Source organism: Streptomyces kebangsaanensis (assembly GCF_001906585.1).
GTDB classification, from domain to species: domain Bacteria; phylum Actinomycetota; class Actinomycetes; order Streptomycetales; family Streptomycetaceae; genus Streptomyces; species Streptomyces kebangsaanensis.
The window spans coordinates 1-15115 of the sequence record NZ_JUJA01000113.1; the positions used below are offsets into that span (position 1 = coordinate 1).

Annotated in this window: 16 protein-coding genes; 9 read left to right on the forward strand and 7 right to left on the reverse strand. The window is 73.5% G+C overall.

Features of this window, described 5'->3' with window-relative positions; translation table 11 throughout:
- From RH94_RS16655 to RH94_RS16665, 3 genes are all read left to right on the forward strand, one after another.
- A partial coding sequence (locus RH94_RS16655) for a transposase family protein (protein ID WP_073948378.1) occupies positions 1-661 on the forward strand: 661 nt, incomplete at its 5' end.
- A 52-nt stretch (positions 662-713) separates the two neighbouring features.
- On the forward strand, positions 714-1550 hold the full coding sequence (locus tag RH94_RS16660; protein WP_234425823.1) for a tyrosine-type recombinase/integrase: 837 nt from the start codon (positions 714-716) through the stop codon (positions 1548-1550).
- 78 nt (positions 1551-1628) lie between these two features.
- Positions 1629-2543 carry a HipA family kinase gene (locus RH94_RS16665; protein ID WP_073948379.1) on the forward strand — a complete coding sequence of 305 codons (915 nt, stop codon included), beginning with the start codon at positions 1629-1631 and terminating at the stop codon, positions 2541-2543.
- A 3-nt stretch (positions 2544-2546) separates the two neighbouring features.
- Here RH94_RS16665 and aceB read toward each other — a convergent pair whose 3' ends face one another.
- Together aceB and RH94_RS16675 are read right to left on the reverse strand one after the other, a co-directional pair.
- Positions 2547-4172: a malate synthase A gene (gene aceB / locus RH94_RS16670; protein WP_073948380.1), complete on the reverse strand. Its 1626-nt coding sequence runs from the start codon at positions 4170-4172 to the stop codon at positions 2547-2549.
- 56 nt (positions 4173-4228) lie between these two features.
- Positions 4229-4828: a nucleotidyltransferase family protein gene (locus tag RH94_RS16675; protein ID WP_073948381.1), complete on the reverse strand. Its 600-nt coding sequence runs from the start codon at positions 4826-4828 to the stop codon at positions 4229-4231.
- Between the two features lie 145 nt (positions 4829-4973).
- Between RH94_RS16675 and RH94_RS16680 the strand changes: the two genes are divergently transcribed.
- Positions 4974-5288, forward strand: a complete 315-nt coding sequence (locus RH94_RS16680) for a DUF5955 family protein (protein ID WP_073948382.1) — start codon at positions 4974-4976, stop codon at positions 5286-5288.
- Positions 5289-5312: 24 nt separating this feature from the next.
- Here RH94_RS16680 and RH94_RS16685 read toward each other — a convergent pair whose 3' ends face one another.
- Together RH94_RS16685 and RH94_RS16690 are read right to left on the reverse strand one after the other, a co-directional pair.
- Positions 5313-5951: a response regulator gene (locus RH94_RS16685; protein ID WP_073948383.1), complete on the reverse strand. Its 639-nt coding sequence runs from the start codon at positions 5949-5951 to the stop codon at positions 5313-5315.
- Positions 5948-7195, reverse strand: a complete 1248-nt coding sequence (locus tag RH94_RS16690; protein WP_073948384.1) for a sensor histidine kinase — start codon at positions 7193-7195, stop codon at positions 5948-5950. The genes RH94_RS16685 and RH94_RS16690 overlap by 4 nt, the downstream gene beginning before the upstream one ends.
- A 135-nt stretch (positions 7196-7330) precedes the next feature.
- Here RH94_RS16690 and RH94_RS16695 point away from each other — a divergent pair, with 135 nt between their 5' ends.
- Together RH94_RS16695 and RH94_RS16700 are read left to right on the forward strand one after the other, a co-directional pair.
- Positions 7331-8365: an ABC transporter permease gene (locus tag RH94_RS16695; protein WP_073948385.1), complete on the forward strand. Its 1035-nt coding sequence runs from the start codon at positions 7331-7333 to the stop codon at positions 8363-8365.
- Positions 8362-9036, forward strand: a complete 675-nt coding sequence (locus RH94_RS16700) for an ABC transporter ATP-binding protein (protein ID WP_073948386.1) — start codon at positions 8362-8364, stop codon at positions 9034-9036. Before RH94_RS16695 ends, RH94_RS16700 begins: the two co-directional genes overlap by 4 nt.
- A gap of 171 nt (positions 9037-9207) precedes the next feature.
- On the opposite strand, the gene RH94_RS16705 is transcribed toward RH94_RS16700, so the two are convergent.
- A complete protein-coding gene (locus RH94_RS16705; protein WP_073948387.1) occupies positions 9208-10020 on the reverse strand; it encodes an IclR family transcriptional regulator in 813 nt (270 codons plus the stop codon).
- A 227-nt stretch (positions 10021-10247) separates the two neighbouring features.
- Here RH94_RS16705 and allB point away from each other — a divergent pair, with 227 nt between their 5' ends.
- A complete protein-coding gene (gene allB / locus RH94_RS16710; protein WP_073948388.1) occupies positions 10248-11621 on the forward strand; it encodes an allantoinase AllB in 1374 nt (457 codons plus the stop codon).
- Between the two features lie 5 nt (positions 11622-11626).
- Positions 11627-12751, forward strand: coding sequence for an allantoicase (gene alc, locus RH94_RS16715; RefSeq protein WP_073948389.1), 1125 nt, complete (start codon positions 11627-11629; stop codon positions 12749-12751).
- A gap of 11 nt (positions 12752-12762) precedes the next feature.
- On the opposite strand, the gene RH94_RS16720 is transcribed toward alc, so the two are convergent.
- A complete protein-coding gene (locus tag RH94_RS16720; protein ID WP_073948390.1) occupies positions 12763-12963 on the reverse strand; it encodes a hypothetical protein in 201 nt (66 codons plus the stop codon).
- A gap of 194 nt (positions 12964-13157) precedes the next feature.
- Between RH94_RS16720 and RH94_RS16725 the strand changes: the two genes are divergently transcribed.
- Complete coding sequence (locus RH94_RS16725; protein WP_073948391.1) at positions 13158-14402, forward strand: sensor histidine kinase; 1245 nt, start codon at positions 13158-13160, stop codon at positions 14400-14402.
- 17 nt (positions 14403-14419) lie between these two features.
- Here RH94_RS16725 and RH94_RS16730 read toward each other — a convergent pair whose 3' ends face one another.
- On the reverse strand, positions 14420-15022 hold the full coding sequence (locus tag RH94_RS16730) for a M48 family metalloprotease (protein ID WP_073948392.1): 603 nt from the start codon (positions 15020-15022) through the stop codon (positions 14420-14422).
- Positions 15023-15115: the final 93 nt, after the last annotated feature.

The following is a 15115-nucleotide window of genomic DNA, read 5'->3' on the forward strand; positions in this document are numbered from 1 at the left end:
GTTCCGCGAACGCGGATGCGTCCACTGCCTGGCCCGCGACGCGGGCATCTCCCAGGCCACCGGCTACCGCTACCTGCACGAAGGCATCAGCGTCCTCGCCGATCAGGCCCCCGACCTGCACGAAGTCCTGGACCGCTGCCGACGCGAGGGCATGACCCACGTGATCCTCGACGGCACGCTCATCGAAACGGACCGCCTCGCCGGTGTCCGCGACAACGGCAACGACCTGTGGTTCAGCCAGAAACACAAGGCATTCGGCGGGAACGTGCAGTTCCTGTCCGCCCCGGACGGCACCCCGTTGTGGGTCTCCGACGTCGAGCCCGGCTCCACCCCCGATATCACCGCTGCCCGTATCCACGTGCTCCCCGCGCTGTACAAGGCGGCGGCCGACGGCCTGCCCACCCTGGCCGACAAGGGCTACATCGGCGCCGGCATCGGCATCCTCGTCCCCGTCCGCCGCCCGAAGGGCCGGTCCGAACGGGCCCTGGACGCCGATACGCGCACCACGAACAGCCTGATCAGAGGCGTCCGAGCTCTCGGTGAACGTGCCGCAGCCGAACTCAAGCAGCGCTGGCGCACCCTGCAACACATCACCATCAGCCCCAGCCGGATCGGCGACATCGCCCGCGCCGCCCTCACCCTCAACAGAATCTGGAAATGATCACCGCTGAGAAAACGTCACTGCCTCCTCGGTCGACTACCGGCGTGGCATCTTGTCCGAGCTGTCCAGCATTCTGGAAGCGGCCGTCGATGACAAGCGGCTTGCCAGGAACCCCATGCGCGCGAAGTCCGTGCGATGGCCCAAGGCGCCACGGGAGCGACGAGAGGCGTGGTCGTTGGAGACGGCGCTGCGAGTCCGGGACGTGATCAGTCCGCGAAACCGGATAGCCGTCGTACTCGGACTCGGGTGCGGGCTTCGGCAGGGCGAGGTGTTCGGATTGAGCCCGGAGGACATCGACTATGCGAAAGGCATGCTTCACGTGCGCCGCCAAGTTCAGGCGATCAGCGGGAGGCTGTATTCGGCCCTGCCGAAGGGGGCGAAGACGCGTACCGTCGACATGCCTTCTTCGGTGGCGGAGGAGCTGAATCGCCATGTCGAGAAGTTCCCACCGGTGGAGGCGGAGCTTCCCTGGGGAAGACCAGGGACGGACAGACCGCGGAGGAAATTCTCTCTCCTCCTCGCCACCCGATTCGGCAACGCCACTGCCGTGAACACTTGGAACACGTACACCTGGAAGCCCGCGCTGGCGAAGGCCGGCGTCATCTCGCCGCTTCCCGAGGGCGCGAAGAGGTGGCAGTGGGAGGCGGCGCCGAAGGACGGCTTCCACGTGCTGCGGCACACCTACGCCTCGGTCATGCTGGAGGCGGGGGAGTCGGTGGTGACCTTGGCGCGATGGCTCGGGCACTCCTCGCCGACTGTCACGCTCGGTTACTATGCTCACTTCATGCCGGAGGCCGGGAGCAAGGGGCGTGCCGTCCTTGACGGATTGCTCGGGAAACAGGGAGATCAGTATGCCAGCCGAAACTCCCCAGATTCTCCCCAGGGCTGATCGTGCCCGACTCCCAAGCCTTGAGTGTCCGGAGTCGGGCATGGATTGCAAGGCTGGCGGATCGGATGGCCTGGGAAAATGCTGACCGAAGTCACCGCAACCCGCTACATCGAGCCCCTGCGCTCCGGCGGCTCCGTGCCCGGGGTCGTCGAGGCCGACGACCTGGGGACGTACGTCGTGAAGTTCACCGGCTCCGCGCAGGGGCGCAAGGCGCTGGTCGCCGAGGTGATCGTGGGGGAGTTGGCGCGGGCGCTCGGGCTGCGGTTTCCCGAGCTGGTCCTCGTGCACTTCGACCCGGAGCTCGCCGCGCACGAGCCGCACCAGGAGGTGCGCGACCTGCTCGACGCCAGCCCGGGCGTCAACCTCGGCATGGACTACCTGCCGGGGGCGAAGGACTTCACCCCGGACGTGGCGAAGAGCTTCCCGGTGGACCCGCTGGAGGCCGGGCGGATCGTCTGGCTGGACGCGCTGACGGTGAACGTCGACCGCACCGTCCACAGCTCCAATCTCATGATCTGGCCGACGTTCGGCACCGCGCCGCCGCGCCTGTGGCTGATTGACCACGGTGCCGCGCTGGTCTTCCACCACCGGTGGGACACCTCGGACCCGGGCAAGTCCTACGACTTCCGCCACCACGCCCTCGGCCACTACGCTCCGGACGTCCGCGCCGCCGACGCCGAACTGGCGCCCAAGGTGACCCGTGAGCTGCTGCGGACCGTCCTCGCCGAGGTGCCGGACGACTGGCTCGCCGAGGAGCCCGGTTTCACCACCCCGGACCAGGCCCGCGGCGCCTACGTCGACTACCTCGCCGCCCGCGTCCAGGCGTCCCCGGCCTGGCTGCCCACCGACTTCCCCAGCCGCCGGGAGCTGGCGGCCGAGGAGGCCCGGCGGGCGGCGCGGACCCAGGAGGGCCGGCCCGACTGGCTCAAGCGGGTCCCGGACCTGCACGGCAAACCGGCCGCCGAGCAGGACTGGTCGGTCCACCTGGGGTGAGGGTCAGCCCTGGAGCTGCTCGTACGCCGGCACGGTCAGGAAGTCGACGTAGTCCTTGTCGAGGGAGACCCGCAGGAGCAGGTCGTGGGCCTGCTGCCAGTGGCCGGCGGCGAAGGCCTCGTCGCCGGTCTCCCGGCGGATGCCGGCCAGTTCCTCCGCCGCGACCCCGCGGACCAGCTCCGGCGTGGCCTTCTCGCCGTTCTCGAACTCCACGCCCGCGTCGACCCACTGCCAGATCTGCGAGCGGGAGATCTCGGCGGTGGCCGCGTCCTCCATGAGGTTGAAGATCGCGACCGCGCCCAGGCCGCGCAGCCAGGCCTCGATGTAGCGGATGCCGACCTGGACGGCGTTGACCAGCCCCGCGTACGTCGGCCGGGCGTCGAGGGAGTCGACGGCGATCAGGTCGGCCGCCTCGACGTGGACGTCCTCGCGGAGGCGGTCCTTCTGGTGGGGCCTGTCGCCGAGGACCTTGTCGAAGGACTCCCGGCAGATCGGCACCAGATCGGGGTGGGCGACCCAGGAGCCGTCGAAGCCGTCGCCGGCCTCGCGGTCCTTGTCGGCGCGGACCTTCTCGAGGGCCACCTCGTTGACCTCGGGGTCCCGGCGGGAGGGGATGAAGGCCGCCATGCCGCCGATCGCGTGCGCGCCGCGCCTGTGGCAGGTGCGCACCAGGAGTTCGGTGTAGGCGCGCATGAACGGGGCCGTCATCGTCACCGAGTTGCGGTCCGGCAGGACGAACTTCGCCCCGCAGTCACGGAAGTTCTTGATGAGGGAGAACAGGTAGTCCCAGCGGCCCGCGTTCAAACCCGAGGCGTGGTCGCGCAGTTCGTAGAGGATCTCCTCCATCTCGTACGCGGCCGTGATCGTCTCGATCAGGACGGTGGCGCGGATCGTGCCCTGAGGGATGCCCAGGTAGTCCTGCGCGAGGACGAACACGTCGTTCCACAGGCGCGCCTCCAGGTGGGACTCCGTCTTCGGCAGGTAGAAGTACGGACCCTTGCCGAGGTCGAGCAGGCGCCGGGCGTTGTGGAAGAAGTACAGGCCGAAGTCGACGAAGGCGCCGGGCACCTGGGTGCCGTTCGCGTCGACGAGGTGACGCTCGTTCAGGTGCCAGCCGCGTGGGCGCGTGACGACCGTGGCGAGCGCCTCGGCCGGGTGCAGGGCGTAGGTCTTGCCGGAGGCGGCGTCCGTGAAGTCGATGTTCCTGGTGTAGGCGTCGATCAGATTGAGCTGGCCGAGGACGACGTTCTCCCAGGTGGGGGAGGAGGCGTCCTCGAAGTCGGCGAGCCAGACCTTCGCGCCCGAGTTGAGCGCGTTGACGGTCATCTTGCGGTCGGTGGGTCCGGTGATCTCCACCCGGCGGTCGTTCAGGGCCTCGGGGGCCGGGGCGACCTTCCAGGAGTCGTCCGCGCGGATCGCGGCCGTCTCGGGGAGGAAGTCGAGGGTGGAGGTGCGGGCGATCTCGGCGCGGCGCCCGGCGCGGCGGGCGAGGAGTTCGTCGCGGCGCGGCGTGAACCGCCGGTGCAGCTCGGCCACGAAGGCGAGTGCCGCCTCGGTGAGGACCTCCTCCTGCCGGGGCAGGGGCTCGGCATCGACGATGGTCAGCGGGGACGGCGCTGGTGCGGACATGAGCGGTCACTTCCTTCGGAGGGGGCTGCTTCCACGTTTCCTCTCGCTGTTTCCTCTCAATCAAGGTGTCCCAGGTCGGCCTCGGTGTCGATGTCGTACGGCCGTGCCACGTCGCCGCACTCGACGAGGGTGACGGACCCCTCGTGCGCCCTCAGATAGGCGCGTGCCCCCCGGTCGCCGGTCGCACTCGCCGTGATGCCCGCCCAGTGCGCCGCGCCGAGCAGGACGGGGTGGCCGCGCGTCCCCTCGTACGCCGCCGAGACCAGCGACGTCTCGTCCCGGTACGCCGCACGCACCCGGGCCGCCGCCGCGACGCCCACACCGGGCTGGTCGACCAGCAGGACCAGGGCCGCGCGGGCCCCCGTACCGGCCAGCGAGTCCAGGCCGGCCCGCAGCGAGGAGCCCATGCCCCGCTCCCACTCCGGGTTGTCCACGAGCACACAGCCCTCCAGCCGCGCCCGCTCCCGCACCTCACCGGCCCGCGCGCCCAGCACCACGTGGACGCGCTCGCAGCCGGCCGCCCGCAGGACTCCGGCCGCGTGCTCCACCAGTGGCCGGCCCCGGTGTTCGAGCAGTGCCTTGGGGCGTCCCCCGAGCCGCCGCCCGCCGCCGGCGGCCAGCACCAGCCCGGCCACCTCGTGTTCCGTACGTGTCATGACTCCTGCCTACCTGACGGTCCGTCGGCCGCACGGTGTTCACGGGGCTGAATTTCGGTCCTCACGGTGGCGCGCCCCGCCCCGGGTGGCGTTTACTGGCCCGTCCGGGACTGTGCACGAGGAAGTGCCAGGGGGAGGACGGGCTGTGTTGCGGAGCTTGGGGCAGAGGCCAGCGACCGGCAGCGGTGAGGATCCGAGGGTGGCGGAGCTGCGCACCGCCGTGTCCCGATTGCGCCGCGAACTCGCCTTACATCCTGTGGAGTTCCCCGACCGGGCGATAGCCGAGGCCGAACTCGCCGCCCTCGCCGCGATGGCCACCCACGGCAGTCCGGAGATCCCGCGCCTGCGCCGCTCCCTGCTGCTGATCGCCGGGTCGATCGGCTCGGTCAGCGCCCTGAAGGGCGGGCTGTCGAAGGTGCGGGCCGCGGTGGACCTGTTCGGGCAGCCGCCGCGCCGCTGAGCACCGCCGGCCCCGGTTCACGGTTCAGGGCCCCTGGCGCCGGATGAGCCCCTGCTCGGTGGCCGCCGCCACCGCCGCCGTGCGCGAGTCGACGCCCAGCTTGGCGTAGATGTGCACCAGATGGGACTTCACCGTGGCCTGGCTCAGGAACAGGCGCTTGCTGATCTCCAGGTTGGACAGGCCCTCGCGGACCAGTTCCAGCACCTCCAGCTCACGGCGGCTGAGGGCGGCGGCGGGGGTGCGCATGCGGTCCATCAGACGGTGGGCGACCGCGGGGGCCAGGGCCGAGCGGCCGGAGGCGGCGGTGCGCACCGCGGCGGCCAGCTCCTGGGGCGGGGCGTCCTTGAGCAGGTAGCCCGCCGCCCCGGCCTCGACCGCGGCGAGGATGTCCGCGTCGGTGTCGTACGTCGTCAGCACCAGCACGCGCGGGGCGCCGGGCCGGGCGGTGATCGCCGCCGTCGCCTCCGCGCCGTGCGCGCCGCCGGCGCCGAACTGCAGGTCCATCAGCACCACGTCGACGCCGCCCGCGGCGGCCAGCTCCACGGCCCGCTCGGCCGTCGGCGCCTCCGCGACGATCTCGAAGTCGGGCTCGGCGGACAGGACGGCTCTCAGGCCCGCGCGGACCACGGGGTGGTCGTCCGCCAGCAGCAGCCGGATCGTCATGTGCGGCCCCCGGACGTGTGGTCTCCGGACGTGTGGTCCCCGGACGTGTGGTCCCCGGACGTGCGGCCTCCGGGGGCCGGGTACGGCAGGGTGACCGCGACCGCCGTGCCCTGACCGGGCGCCGACTCCACGGTGAACGTCCCGCCCAGCGCCTCGGCGCGCGAGCGCATCGCGGGCAGCCCGAAACCGCCGTCCACCGCGCCGCCGGGCCGTCGTACGGCGGCCCCCACGGCCTCGGGGTCGAAGCCGGCCCCGTCGTCCACGACGTCCAGCGCCACCGCCGTGTCCATGAAACTCAGGGTGATCTCCGCGCGGTGCGCGTGGGCGTGCCGCCGCGCGTTGCCGAGCGCGGACTGGGCGATCCTGAGCAGCGCCACCTCGTAGGGAGTGGGCAGCTCGACCGGGGTGCCGCTCACCGAGAAGCGGACCCGGGGCGGGGCCGCCGCGCCCGAGCAGAGCCGTTCCAGGGCGCCGGCCAGGGAGCCGCGCTCCAGGTCGGGCGGGGTCAGGGCGTGCACGAAGCGGCGGGCCTCGGCGAGGTTGTCCTGCGCGGTGGCGCGGGCCTGCTCGATGTGCGCGGCGGCCGGGGAGCCGTCGGGCAGTGCGCGCTGGGCGGCGCGCAGCAGCAGCTGGATGCTGGACAGGCCCTGGGCGAGGGTGTCGTGGATCTCCCGGGCCAGCCGCTCCCGTTCGGCGAGCGTGCCCGCGGCGCGCTCGGCGTGGGCGAGCTCGGCCCGGGTGGCCACCAGTTCCTCGATCAGCTCGCGGCGCCGCTCGCTCTCCCGGTACAGGGCCTCGTAGCCGAGGACCGTGGCGACGGCGACCGCCGCGCCGAGCAGCGGGCCGATGAACGCGCCCGCGGTGACCTGCCCCCCGTGCCCGACGAAACCGGCGATGGCCGCCGCCGCGGTCGCGGCGACCGCGGGCAGGCTCCAGCGCACCGGCAGCAGGTGCAGGTGCAGGAAGTACAGCGGGAAGGCCGCCCACAGGGCCTCGGGGGAGAGCGCGAGCAGCACCAGCCAGGCCGCGCTGAGCACGGCCAGCCACACCGCCGCCGCGCGCCGGGAGCGCCGCACCGCCGGGCTCAGCACACCCCAGGCGAAGACCGCGCCCGTACCGAGTGCCGCCGCCACCGTCGCCGCACCGGGCGCGCGGACCGCGGCGAGCGCCAGCAGGCCCGCGAACAGCGCGTACAGGCACAGGCGCAGGGCGGCGACGACGGGGGAGTGGGGGCGGACGTCCATGACGCGTCCAGGGTAGGCGGGCCGGGCGGGGCGCCGGTCAACCGAAAGGTTGAAAACCGGCTGCGCCCTTCGATCCGCGCGAAGCGTGCCCGGGCGCGATGCCCGGCGGGGGCCCGTCCGCGCAGGGTGGAGGACATGTACGTCGCATGGAGAGACCTGCGGTTCGCCAAGGGGCGGTTCGCCCTGATGGGGGCCGTGGTCACACTGATCACCCTGCTCGTGGGGCTGCTGTCCGGGCTGACCGCCGGGCTCGCCGAGGAGAACACCTCGGCGGTCAAGGGCCTGCCCGCCGACCACCTCGCCTTCGCCGCACCGTCCGGCGGGCAGTCGGTGTCGTTCACCGGCTCCTCGCTGCCGCCCGAGGCCGTCGAACGGTGGGCGGAGCGGGTTCCGTACGCGGAGCCGGTCGCGATCCGCACGCTCGACGCGTCCGCCGGCGGCCGTACGGCCGCGGTGTCCGTGTTCGGTGTCCGCCCGGACGCCGGCATCGCACCGGACGGCGTCGCGCCCGGGAGGGCTGTGCTCTCCGCCGGGGCGGCGTCCGAGCTGGGCGTCGGGGCCGGGGACCGGGTGCGCCTCGGTTCCGCCTCCTGGACCGTGGCGGCCGTCGCGGGCGGTGCGTCGTACAGCCACACGCCCGTCGTCTGGACGGCGTGGGACGGGGGCCGGGCGACCGTGGTCGCGCTGCGCGCACAGGGCGCCGACGTCTCCGCCGGGGACCGGGCCGCCGGTACGAAGACCCTCGCCAAGGGCGACGCGCTGACCGCGATCGGCTCCTACCAGGCCGAGAACGGCTCGCTGCAGCTGATGCGCGGCTTCCTCTTCGCGATCTCCGCGCTGGTCGTCGGGGCGTTCTTCACCGTGTGGACGATCCAGCGGTCCCCGGACATCGCCGTGCTCAAGGCGCTCGGCGCCTCCACCCGCTACCTGCTGCGCGACGCGCTGGGGCAGGCGGGGGTGCTGCTGGCCGTCGGGACGCTGCTCGGCACCGGGCTCGCGGCCCTGGCCGGCGTGCTCGTACGGGGCGGCGCGGTGCCGTTCGTGCTGGACGTGCCCACCGTCCTGCTGCCCGCCGCGGTGATGATCGCCCTGGGTGTGCTGGGCGCCGGCCTCTCCGTCCGGCGGATCACCGCCGTTGACCCGCTGACCGCGCTGGGAGGCGTGCGATGAGCCTGCTCCTGGACGACATCACCCTGACCTACCCCGACGGCGACGGCAGGCTCACCGCCCTGGACCGGGTGCGGCTGGAGGTGCCGGCGGGCACGGTCACCGCGGTGGTCGGACCGTCCGGCTCGGGCAAGTCCAGCCTGCTCGCGGTCGCGGCCACGCTGATCACGCCGGACAGCGGGCGGGTGTGCGTGGACGGTACGCCGACGGGGGAGCTGAGCGCCGCCGAGCGGGCGGTGCTGCGGCGCCGGAGCATCGGCATCGTCTTCCAGCAGCCCAACCTGCTGCCCTCGCTGACGGCGGCGGAGCAGCTGGAGGTGATGGCCCGCCTGGACGGACGCCGGGCGGCGGCGGGCCGGGCCCGGGAACTGCTGGCCGCGGTGGGCCTCGCCGACCAGGCGCACCGGCGCCCCCACCAGCTCTCCGGCGGCCAGCGCCAGCGCGTCAACATCGCCCGTGCCCTGATGAACGACCCCTCCGTCCTCCTGGTCGACGAACCCACCAGCGCCCTCGACCACGAACGCGGCGCCGCCGTCCTCGACCTCCTGACCCGCCTCACCCGCGACCGCGGCACGGCGACGGTGCTGGTCACCCACGACCGCACCCACCTGGAGGAGGCGGACGCGGTACGGGAGATGAGGGACGGCCGGCTGACGACCCTCCTGACCGGTTGAGCATCCTGACCCCGGCCGGCGCGGCTGCGCGCGGCCCGGGGCCGGCGCCGACTCTGGGCGGTCGGCCCGGCTGGAGGGCGGCGTGATCGGCGAGGCCGCCTGGGGCGGCCGTCAGGGTTCCAAGGGGGCGGTCAGGGCGCCGAGGGGGGCGGGGTTCCGAAGGGGCGGCGATCAGGTGGTCGGGGTCGAGGGCGGGGGCGGGGGCGTCAGGGTCTGGGACAGGTCCTTCGCCACCTGCTGGAGGGCCGGGACGATGCGTTCCGTCGCCGCCTCCGTCATACGGCACGCCGGGCCGGAGACGGAGACGGCGGTGACGGTGGGGGAGCCGGGAACGGTGACCGCGAGGCAGCGGACGCCCGGTTCCTGCTCGTTGTCGTCCACGGCGTAACCGAGCCGGCGCACGTCCTCCAGGGCCGCCAGGAAACCCTCCGCAGTGGTGATCGTCCTCTCCGTGGCGGCGGGCATGCCCGTGCGGGCGAGCAGGGCGCGCACCTCGTCCTCGGGGCTGTGGGCGAGGAGCGCCTTGCCCACAGCCGTGGAGTGCGGCAGGACGCGCCGGCCGACCTCGGTGAACATCCGCATCGAGTACTTGGACGGGACCTGCGCCACGTACACGACCTCGTCGCCGTCGAGCAGCGCCATGTTCGCCGTCTCGCCGGTCTCCTCCACCAGGCGGGCCAGACAGGGACGGGCCCAGGTGCCCAGCAGCCGGGAGGCGGACTCGCCCAGGCGGATCAGCCGGGGGCCGAGCACATAGCGGCGGTTGGGCTGCTGGCGGACGTATCCGCAGGCCACGAGCGTGCGCATCAGGCGGTGGATGGTGGGCAGCGGCAGCCCGCAGGTCGCGGAGAGCTCGCTCAGGCCGACCTCGCCGCCCGCGTCCGCCATCCGCTCGAGCAGGTCGAACGCGCGCTCGAGGGACTGGACCCCGCCATTGGTGGCGGACTTGGCGGAGCCGTTGGTGCTGGCGCTGGACGTCGGCACGGCGCGTTCCTTTCGGCGCTGGTGGGAAGTGCCAAAGCCTACCCAGGGGCCGGCCGGCCTCCCCGCTGACACGGAACTCCGTCCTGTCCGACGGAATGCTAATTCCGTCCTGTGGAAGCGTCCAGGGCGCGGGTCCCGTGCTGCCATGCGGCGGCGTCCCTCTTGACGGGGTGCGGGCGGGAGCCAAGACTCACTCGACGGAACGTTGAAGCCGGAGAGGGGTCCGGGTGTCCGACGCCGAACTGGTACTGCGCTCGACCCGCGTCGTCACGCCCCGGGGGACGCGCCCCGCGTCCGTCGCGGTCGCCGACGGCACGATCACGGCCGTACTGCCGCACGACGCCGAACTCTCCGCCGGCGCCCGCCTGGAGGACCTCGGCGACGACGTCCTGCTGCCCGGACTGGTCGACACCCACGTGCACGTCAACGACCCCGGCCGCACCGAGTGGGAGGGCTTCTGGACCGCCACGCGCGCGGCGGCGGCCGGCGGCATCACCACCCTCGTCGACATGCCGCTCAACTCCCTCCCGCCCACCACCACGGTCGACCACCTCCGCGTCAAGCAGGACGTGGCCCGGGACCAGGCGCACGTCGACGTCGGATTCTGGGGCGGTGCCCTGCCCGGCAACGTCGAGGACCTGCGCCCGCTGCACGAGGCCGGCGTCCTCGGCTTCAAGGCGTTCCTGTCGCCCTCGGGTGTGGACGAGTTCCCGCACCACACCCAGGACGGACTCGCCCGGTGCCTCGCGGAGACATCCGGCTTCGGCGGCCTGCTCGTCGTGCACGCCGAGGACCCGCACCAGCTCGCCGCCGCCCCGCAGCACGGCGGCCCCAGATACGCCGACTTCCTCGCCTCCCGCCCGCGCCGCGCCGAGGACGCCGCGATCGCCGCCCTGATCGCGCAGGCGAAGCGCCTCCACGCGCGCGTGCACGTGCTCCACCTTTCCTCCGGCAGCGCGCTGCCCCTGATCGCCGAGGCCCGGGCCGAGGGCGTGCGGATCACGGCCGAGACCTGCCCGCACTACCTGACCCTGACCGCCGAGGAAGTCCCCGACGGAGCCTGCGCGTTCAAGTGCTGCCCGCCGATCCGCGAGGCCGCCAACCAGGACCTGCTCTGGCAGGCGCTGGCCGACGGCACCATCGACTGCGTGGTCACCGACCACTCGCCCTGCACCGCCGACCTGAAGACGAACGACTTCGCCACCGCCTGGGGCGGCATCTCGGGCCTGCAGCTGAGCCTGCCGGCGGTGTGGACCGCGGCCCGCGAGCGCGGTCACGGCCTTCGGGACGTCGTCCGCTGGATGTCCGCGCGCACCGCCGCCCTCGTCGGCCTGGACCGCAAGGGCGCCGTCGAGCCCGGCCGCGACGCCGACTTCGCCGTGTTCGCGCCCGAGGAGGCCTTCACCGTGGACCCGGCCGCCCTCCAGCACCGCAACCGTGTCACCGCGTACGCGGGCCGCACCCTGCACGGTGTGGTGAGGTCCACCTGGCTGCGCGGCGAACGGGTCTTCGCGGACGGCGGGTTCACCGAGCCGAAGGGCCGGCTGCTGACCAGACCCTCGGCGGGCCGGCGCCCGTCGGCCCCGGAAAGGAAGAGCTGATCACCGTGACGGCGACTCCCCGCTTCACCGGCAGCGCGAACCCCTACCGAGGCGGTGACCCGTACGCGGACTACCGCACCGCCGACTTCCCCTTCACCCGGGCCGCCGACCTCGCCGACCGCCGGCTCGGCGCCGGGGTCGTCGCCGCCAACGACGAGTTCTTCGCCCAGCGCGAGAACCTGCTGGTGCCCGAGCGTGCCGAGTTCGACCCCGGGCACTTCGGGCACAAGGGCAAGGTCATGGACGGCTGGGAGACCCGGCGCCGCCGCGGCGCCTCCGCCGACCACCCCTGGCCGGCCGCCGACGACCGCGACTGGGCGCTGATCCGGCTCGGCGCGCCGGGCGTCGTACGGGGCGTCGTCGTCGACACCGCCCACTTCCGCGGCAACCACCCGCGGGAGGTGTCGGTCGAGGGCGCCCGCGTGCCGGGCTCCCCGTCCCCGCGGGAACTCCTCGCCGACGACGTCGAGTGGACGACCCTCGTCCCGCGCACTGCGGTCGGCGGGCACGCGGCCAACGGCTTCGAGGTGGACGTGGAGCAGTGCTTCACCCACCTGCGCCTCAACCAGTACCCCGACGGCGGCGTCGCACGGCTGCGCGTGTACGGCGAGGTCGTGCCCGACCCCGGGTGGCTGGACGCGCTCGGCACCTTCGACGTGGCCGCCCTGGAGAACGGCGGCCGGGTCGAGGACGCCTCCGACCTCTTCTACTCGCCCGCCACCCACACCATCCTGCCGGGCCGCTCCCGCAGGATGGACGACGGCTGGGAGACCCGGCGCCGCCGCGACCGGGGCCACGACTGGATCCGCTACCGGCTGGCCGCCCGGTCCCGGATCCGTGCCGTCGAGATCGACACCGCCTGCCTCAAGGGCAACAGCGCCGGCTGGGCCTCGGTCTCCGTCAAGGACGGCGAGGACGGCGAGTGGACCGGGATCCTGCCACGCACCCGCCTCCAGCCCGACACCGACCACCGCTTCGTCCTGCCCGCGCCGGCCGTCGGCACCCACGCGCGCGTGGACATCTTCCCCGACGGGGGCATCTCCCGGCTGCGCCTGTTCGGCTCCCTGACCGAGGAGGGCGCGGCGGCTGTGGCGGCCCGCCACCGGGAGCCGGGCGACCGCGGCCGTTGACCCACGGTCCCTCACCCGGGCTTCCGGCTCTCGGCCACGGCGAACAGCGCGCACGCCAGCACGATCAGGGCCACGCTCGCGTAGACCTCGTAGCCGTCGAGGAAGCCGATCCGCTGCACCAGGCCCTTGTGCCAGTCGGTGAACGCGTGCACCAGGCCGAGCACGCCCTGCACCAGGGCGATGAATCCGAGGAACTCCAGCAACTTCTTCATGCCACGACCTTCACCCCGTGCCTCCTTCCCGCGCATCGGCCGTGGGGCGAGCCGTCGCCGGCGAAAGTCCGCCGTCGCGGCGGGCGGGTGCGACGAAAGTCCACGCCGTCGCGACTTCGGTCGCGAATCCGCCGCACGGGGAGGTGAAGGGCACCACGGCTTGCGTAGATTGACGGAGTGTGACGAGTGACGGGATGACGCGGGAACCACCGGCGTTCACGGCGCGGCGGTGGTGGCTGCCGTCCGCCGTGGCGGACGAACTGACCGACGTGCCCGGCCCCGACGCCGGACGCCGGGGCCGGCCGCGGCGCACCGCACGTGACTGGCTCGTCGACTTCTGCTGTTTCCTCCTGGCCGTGCTCATCGGCCTGGCCTCCGCGGACGTCCTGAGCCACGACCCCCACACCCCGCACGCCCTGGCCGTCGCCGACCAGTTGCTCGGCGCCCTCTCCTGCGCGGCGGTCTGGCTGCGCCGCCGCCGGTCCCTCTCCCTCGCCGTGGCCATGCTCCCCGTCTCCTTCGTCTCGACCACCGCGGCCGGGGCCGAGATCGTCGCGCTCTTCTCGCTCGCCGTGCACCGGCCGTTCCGGTACGTGGCCTGGACCGGCGGTGCCGCGCTCGCCCTGATCCCGGTCGTCTGCCGGTGGCGCCCGGACCCCGACCTGACGTATGCGGGTGCCGTCGTCTTCTCCGTGCTGCTGACCCTCTCGGCCATCGGCTGGGGCATGTTCGTACGGTCCAAGCGGCAGCTCGTGCTGAGCCTGCGCGACCGGGCCCGGCGCGCCGAGACGGAGGCGCGGCTGCGGGCCGAGCAGGCGCAGCGGCTCGCCCGCGAGGCCATCGCCCGGGAGATGCACGACGTCCTCGCCCACCGGCTCACCCTGCTGAGCGTGCACGCGGGTGCCCTGGAGTTCCGGCCCGGGGCGCCCCAGGAGGAGGTCGCGCGGGCGGCCGGGGTCATCCGGGAGAGCGCGCACGAGGCCCTGCAGGACCTGCGGGAGATCATCGGCGTACTGCGGGCCGGCGACCCCGACGACGCGGGCCGACCCCAGCCCACCCTCGCCGCGCTGGACGCCCTGGTCGCCGAGTCCCGCGAGGCCGGCATGAAGGTCACCCTGACCAGCACCGTCACCGACCCGGCCGCCGTCCCCGCCGCCCTGGGCCGCACCGCCTACCGCATCGCCCAGGAGGCCCTGACCAACGCCCGCAAGCACGCCCCGGGGACGGAGGTGACGGTGACGGTCACCGGCGCCCCGGGCGAGGGCCTCGGCATCCACGTACGCAACCCGGCTCCCGAGCACGAGGCTCCTCGCGTCCCCGGTTCCGGTCAGGGCCTGATCGGCCTGACCGAACGCGCCGGCCTGGCCGGCGGCACCCTGGAGCACGGCCCGGCCTCCGACGGGGGGTTCGAGGTACGGGGGCGGCTGCCGTGGGGATGACCGCCCGGCCGCACGGATCAGGGCTCCGGTGAGCCCAGCGACCACAGGGCCGCGAGCAGGGGGGCGGCCAGCGGTGCCAGCGGACGGAAGCGGCCCTCCAGCCGCTCCGCGAGCGCGCTCCGCGCGGTCAGCAGCCACCGTGTGCGGCGGTCGTCGACGTGCCGCTGGTGCGCCAGCTCGTGCGCGGTCGCCGCTGCCAACTGCGCGGCGGAGAAAGCCCGGAGGACCGGCAGTCCGAGCAGCAGCACGTACGTGCGCACGCCCGCGACCCTCACACGGCCGAGCGCCACCTCCGGCTCGGGGACGATCCGCACCAGCAGCGGGGCGCGGAAGCCGGTCCGCTCGGTCACGTCCTGGACCAGCGCCGCCAGTTCCGGCTGCTCGTCCGGCCGTACCGCCCGGCCCGGCAGGGCATCCCGGACGACGACCCCGTACAGGGCCGGAAGTATCCACAGCAGCGGCACCACGGCCACTTGCCAGACTCCCCAGGCGAGCCCCACGGCGAGCATCACGAGAGCGAGCCCGGCCAGGGGCAGCCAGGCGAGTGCGAGCATGGCCGCGATCAGCAGCCACTCGTGGACCGGCGAGACCGTCGGTCCCTCGGGTATGCGGCCGTCCATCACACTCCTGTCGGGCGGTGAGGTGTGCGCGGATTCTGTCACGGCCCGAACAGGTGAGCGGGGAGAGGTGAGTTCGCACGTCCGAGGACGGAA

What these genes read in the sequence shown, in the direction of transcription:
- RH94_RS16730 (WP_073948392.1), bottom strand. Translation starts at nt 15,022, where the DNA reads ATGGACGGCCGCATACCCGAGGGACCGACGGTCTCGCCGGTCCACGAG.
- aceB (WP_073948380.1), bottom strand. Translation starts at nt 4,172, where the DNA reads ATGTCCGCACCAGCGCCGTCCCCGCTGACCATCGTCGATGCCGAGCCC.
- RH94_RS16720 (WP_073948390.1), bottom strand. Translation starts at nt 12,963, where the DNA reads ATGAAGAAGTTGCTGGAGTTCCTCGGATTCATCGCCCTGGTGCAGGGC.
- RH94_RS16700 (WP_073948386.1), top strand. Translation starts at nt 8,362, where the DNA reads ATGAGCCTGCTCCTGGACGACATCACCCTGACCTACCCCGACGGCGAC.
- RH94_RS16695 (WP_073948385.1), top strand. Translation starts at nt 7,331, where the DNA reads ATGTACGTCGCATGGAGAGACCTGCGGTTCGCCAAGGGGCGGTTCGCC.
- RH94_RS16690 (WP_073948384.1), bottom strand. Translation starts at nt 7,195, where the DNA reads ATGGACGTCCGCCCCCACTCCCCCGTCGTCGCCGCCCTGCGCCTGTGC.
- RH94_RS16685 (WP_073948383.1), bottom strand. Translation starts at nt 5,951, where the DNA reads ATGACGATCCGGCTGCTGCTGGCGGACGACCACCCCGTGGTCCGCGCG.
- RH94_RS16725 (WP_073948391.1), top strand. Translation starts at nt 13,158, where the DNA reads ATGACGCGGGAACCACCGGCGTTCACGGCGCGGCGGTGGTGGCTGCCG.
- RH94_RS16665 (WP_073948379.1), top strand. Translation starts at nt 1,629, where the DNA reads ATGCTGACCGAAGTCACCGCAACCCGCTACATCGAGCCCCTGCGCTCC.
- RH94_RS16675 (WP_073948381.1), bottom strand. Translation starts at nt 4,828, where the DNA reads ATGACACGTACGGAACACGAGGTGGCCGGGCTGGTGCTGGCCGCCGGC.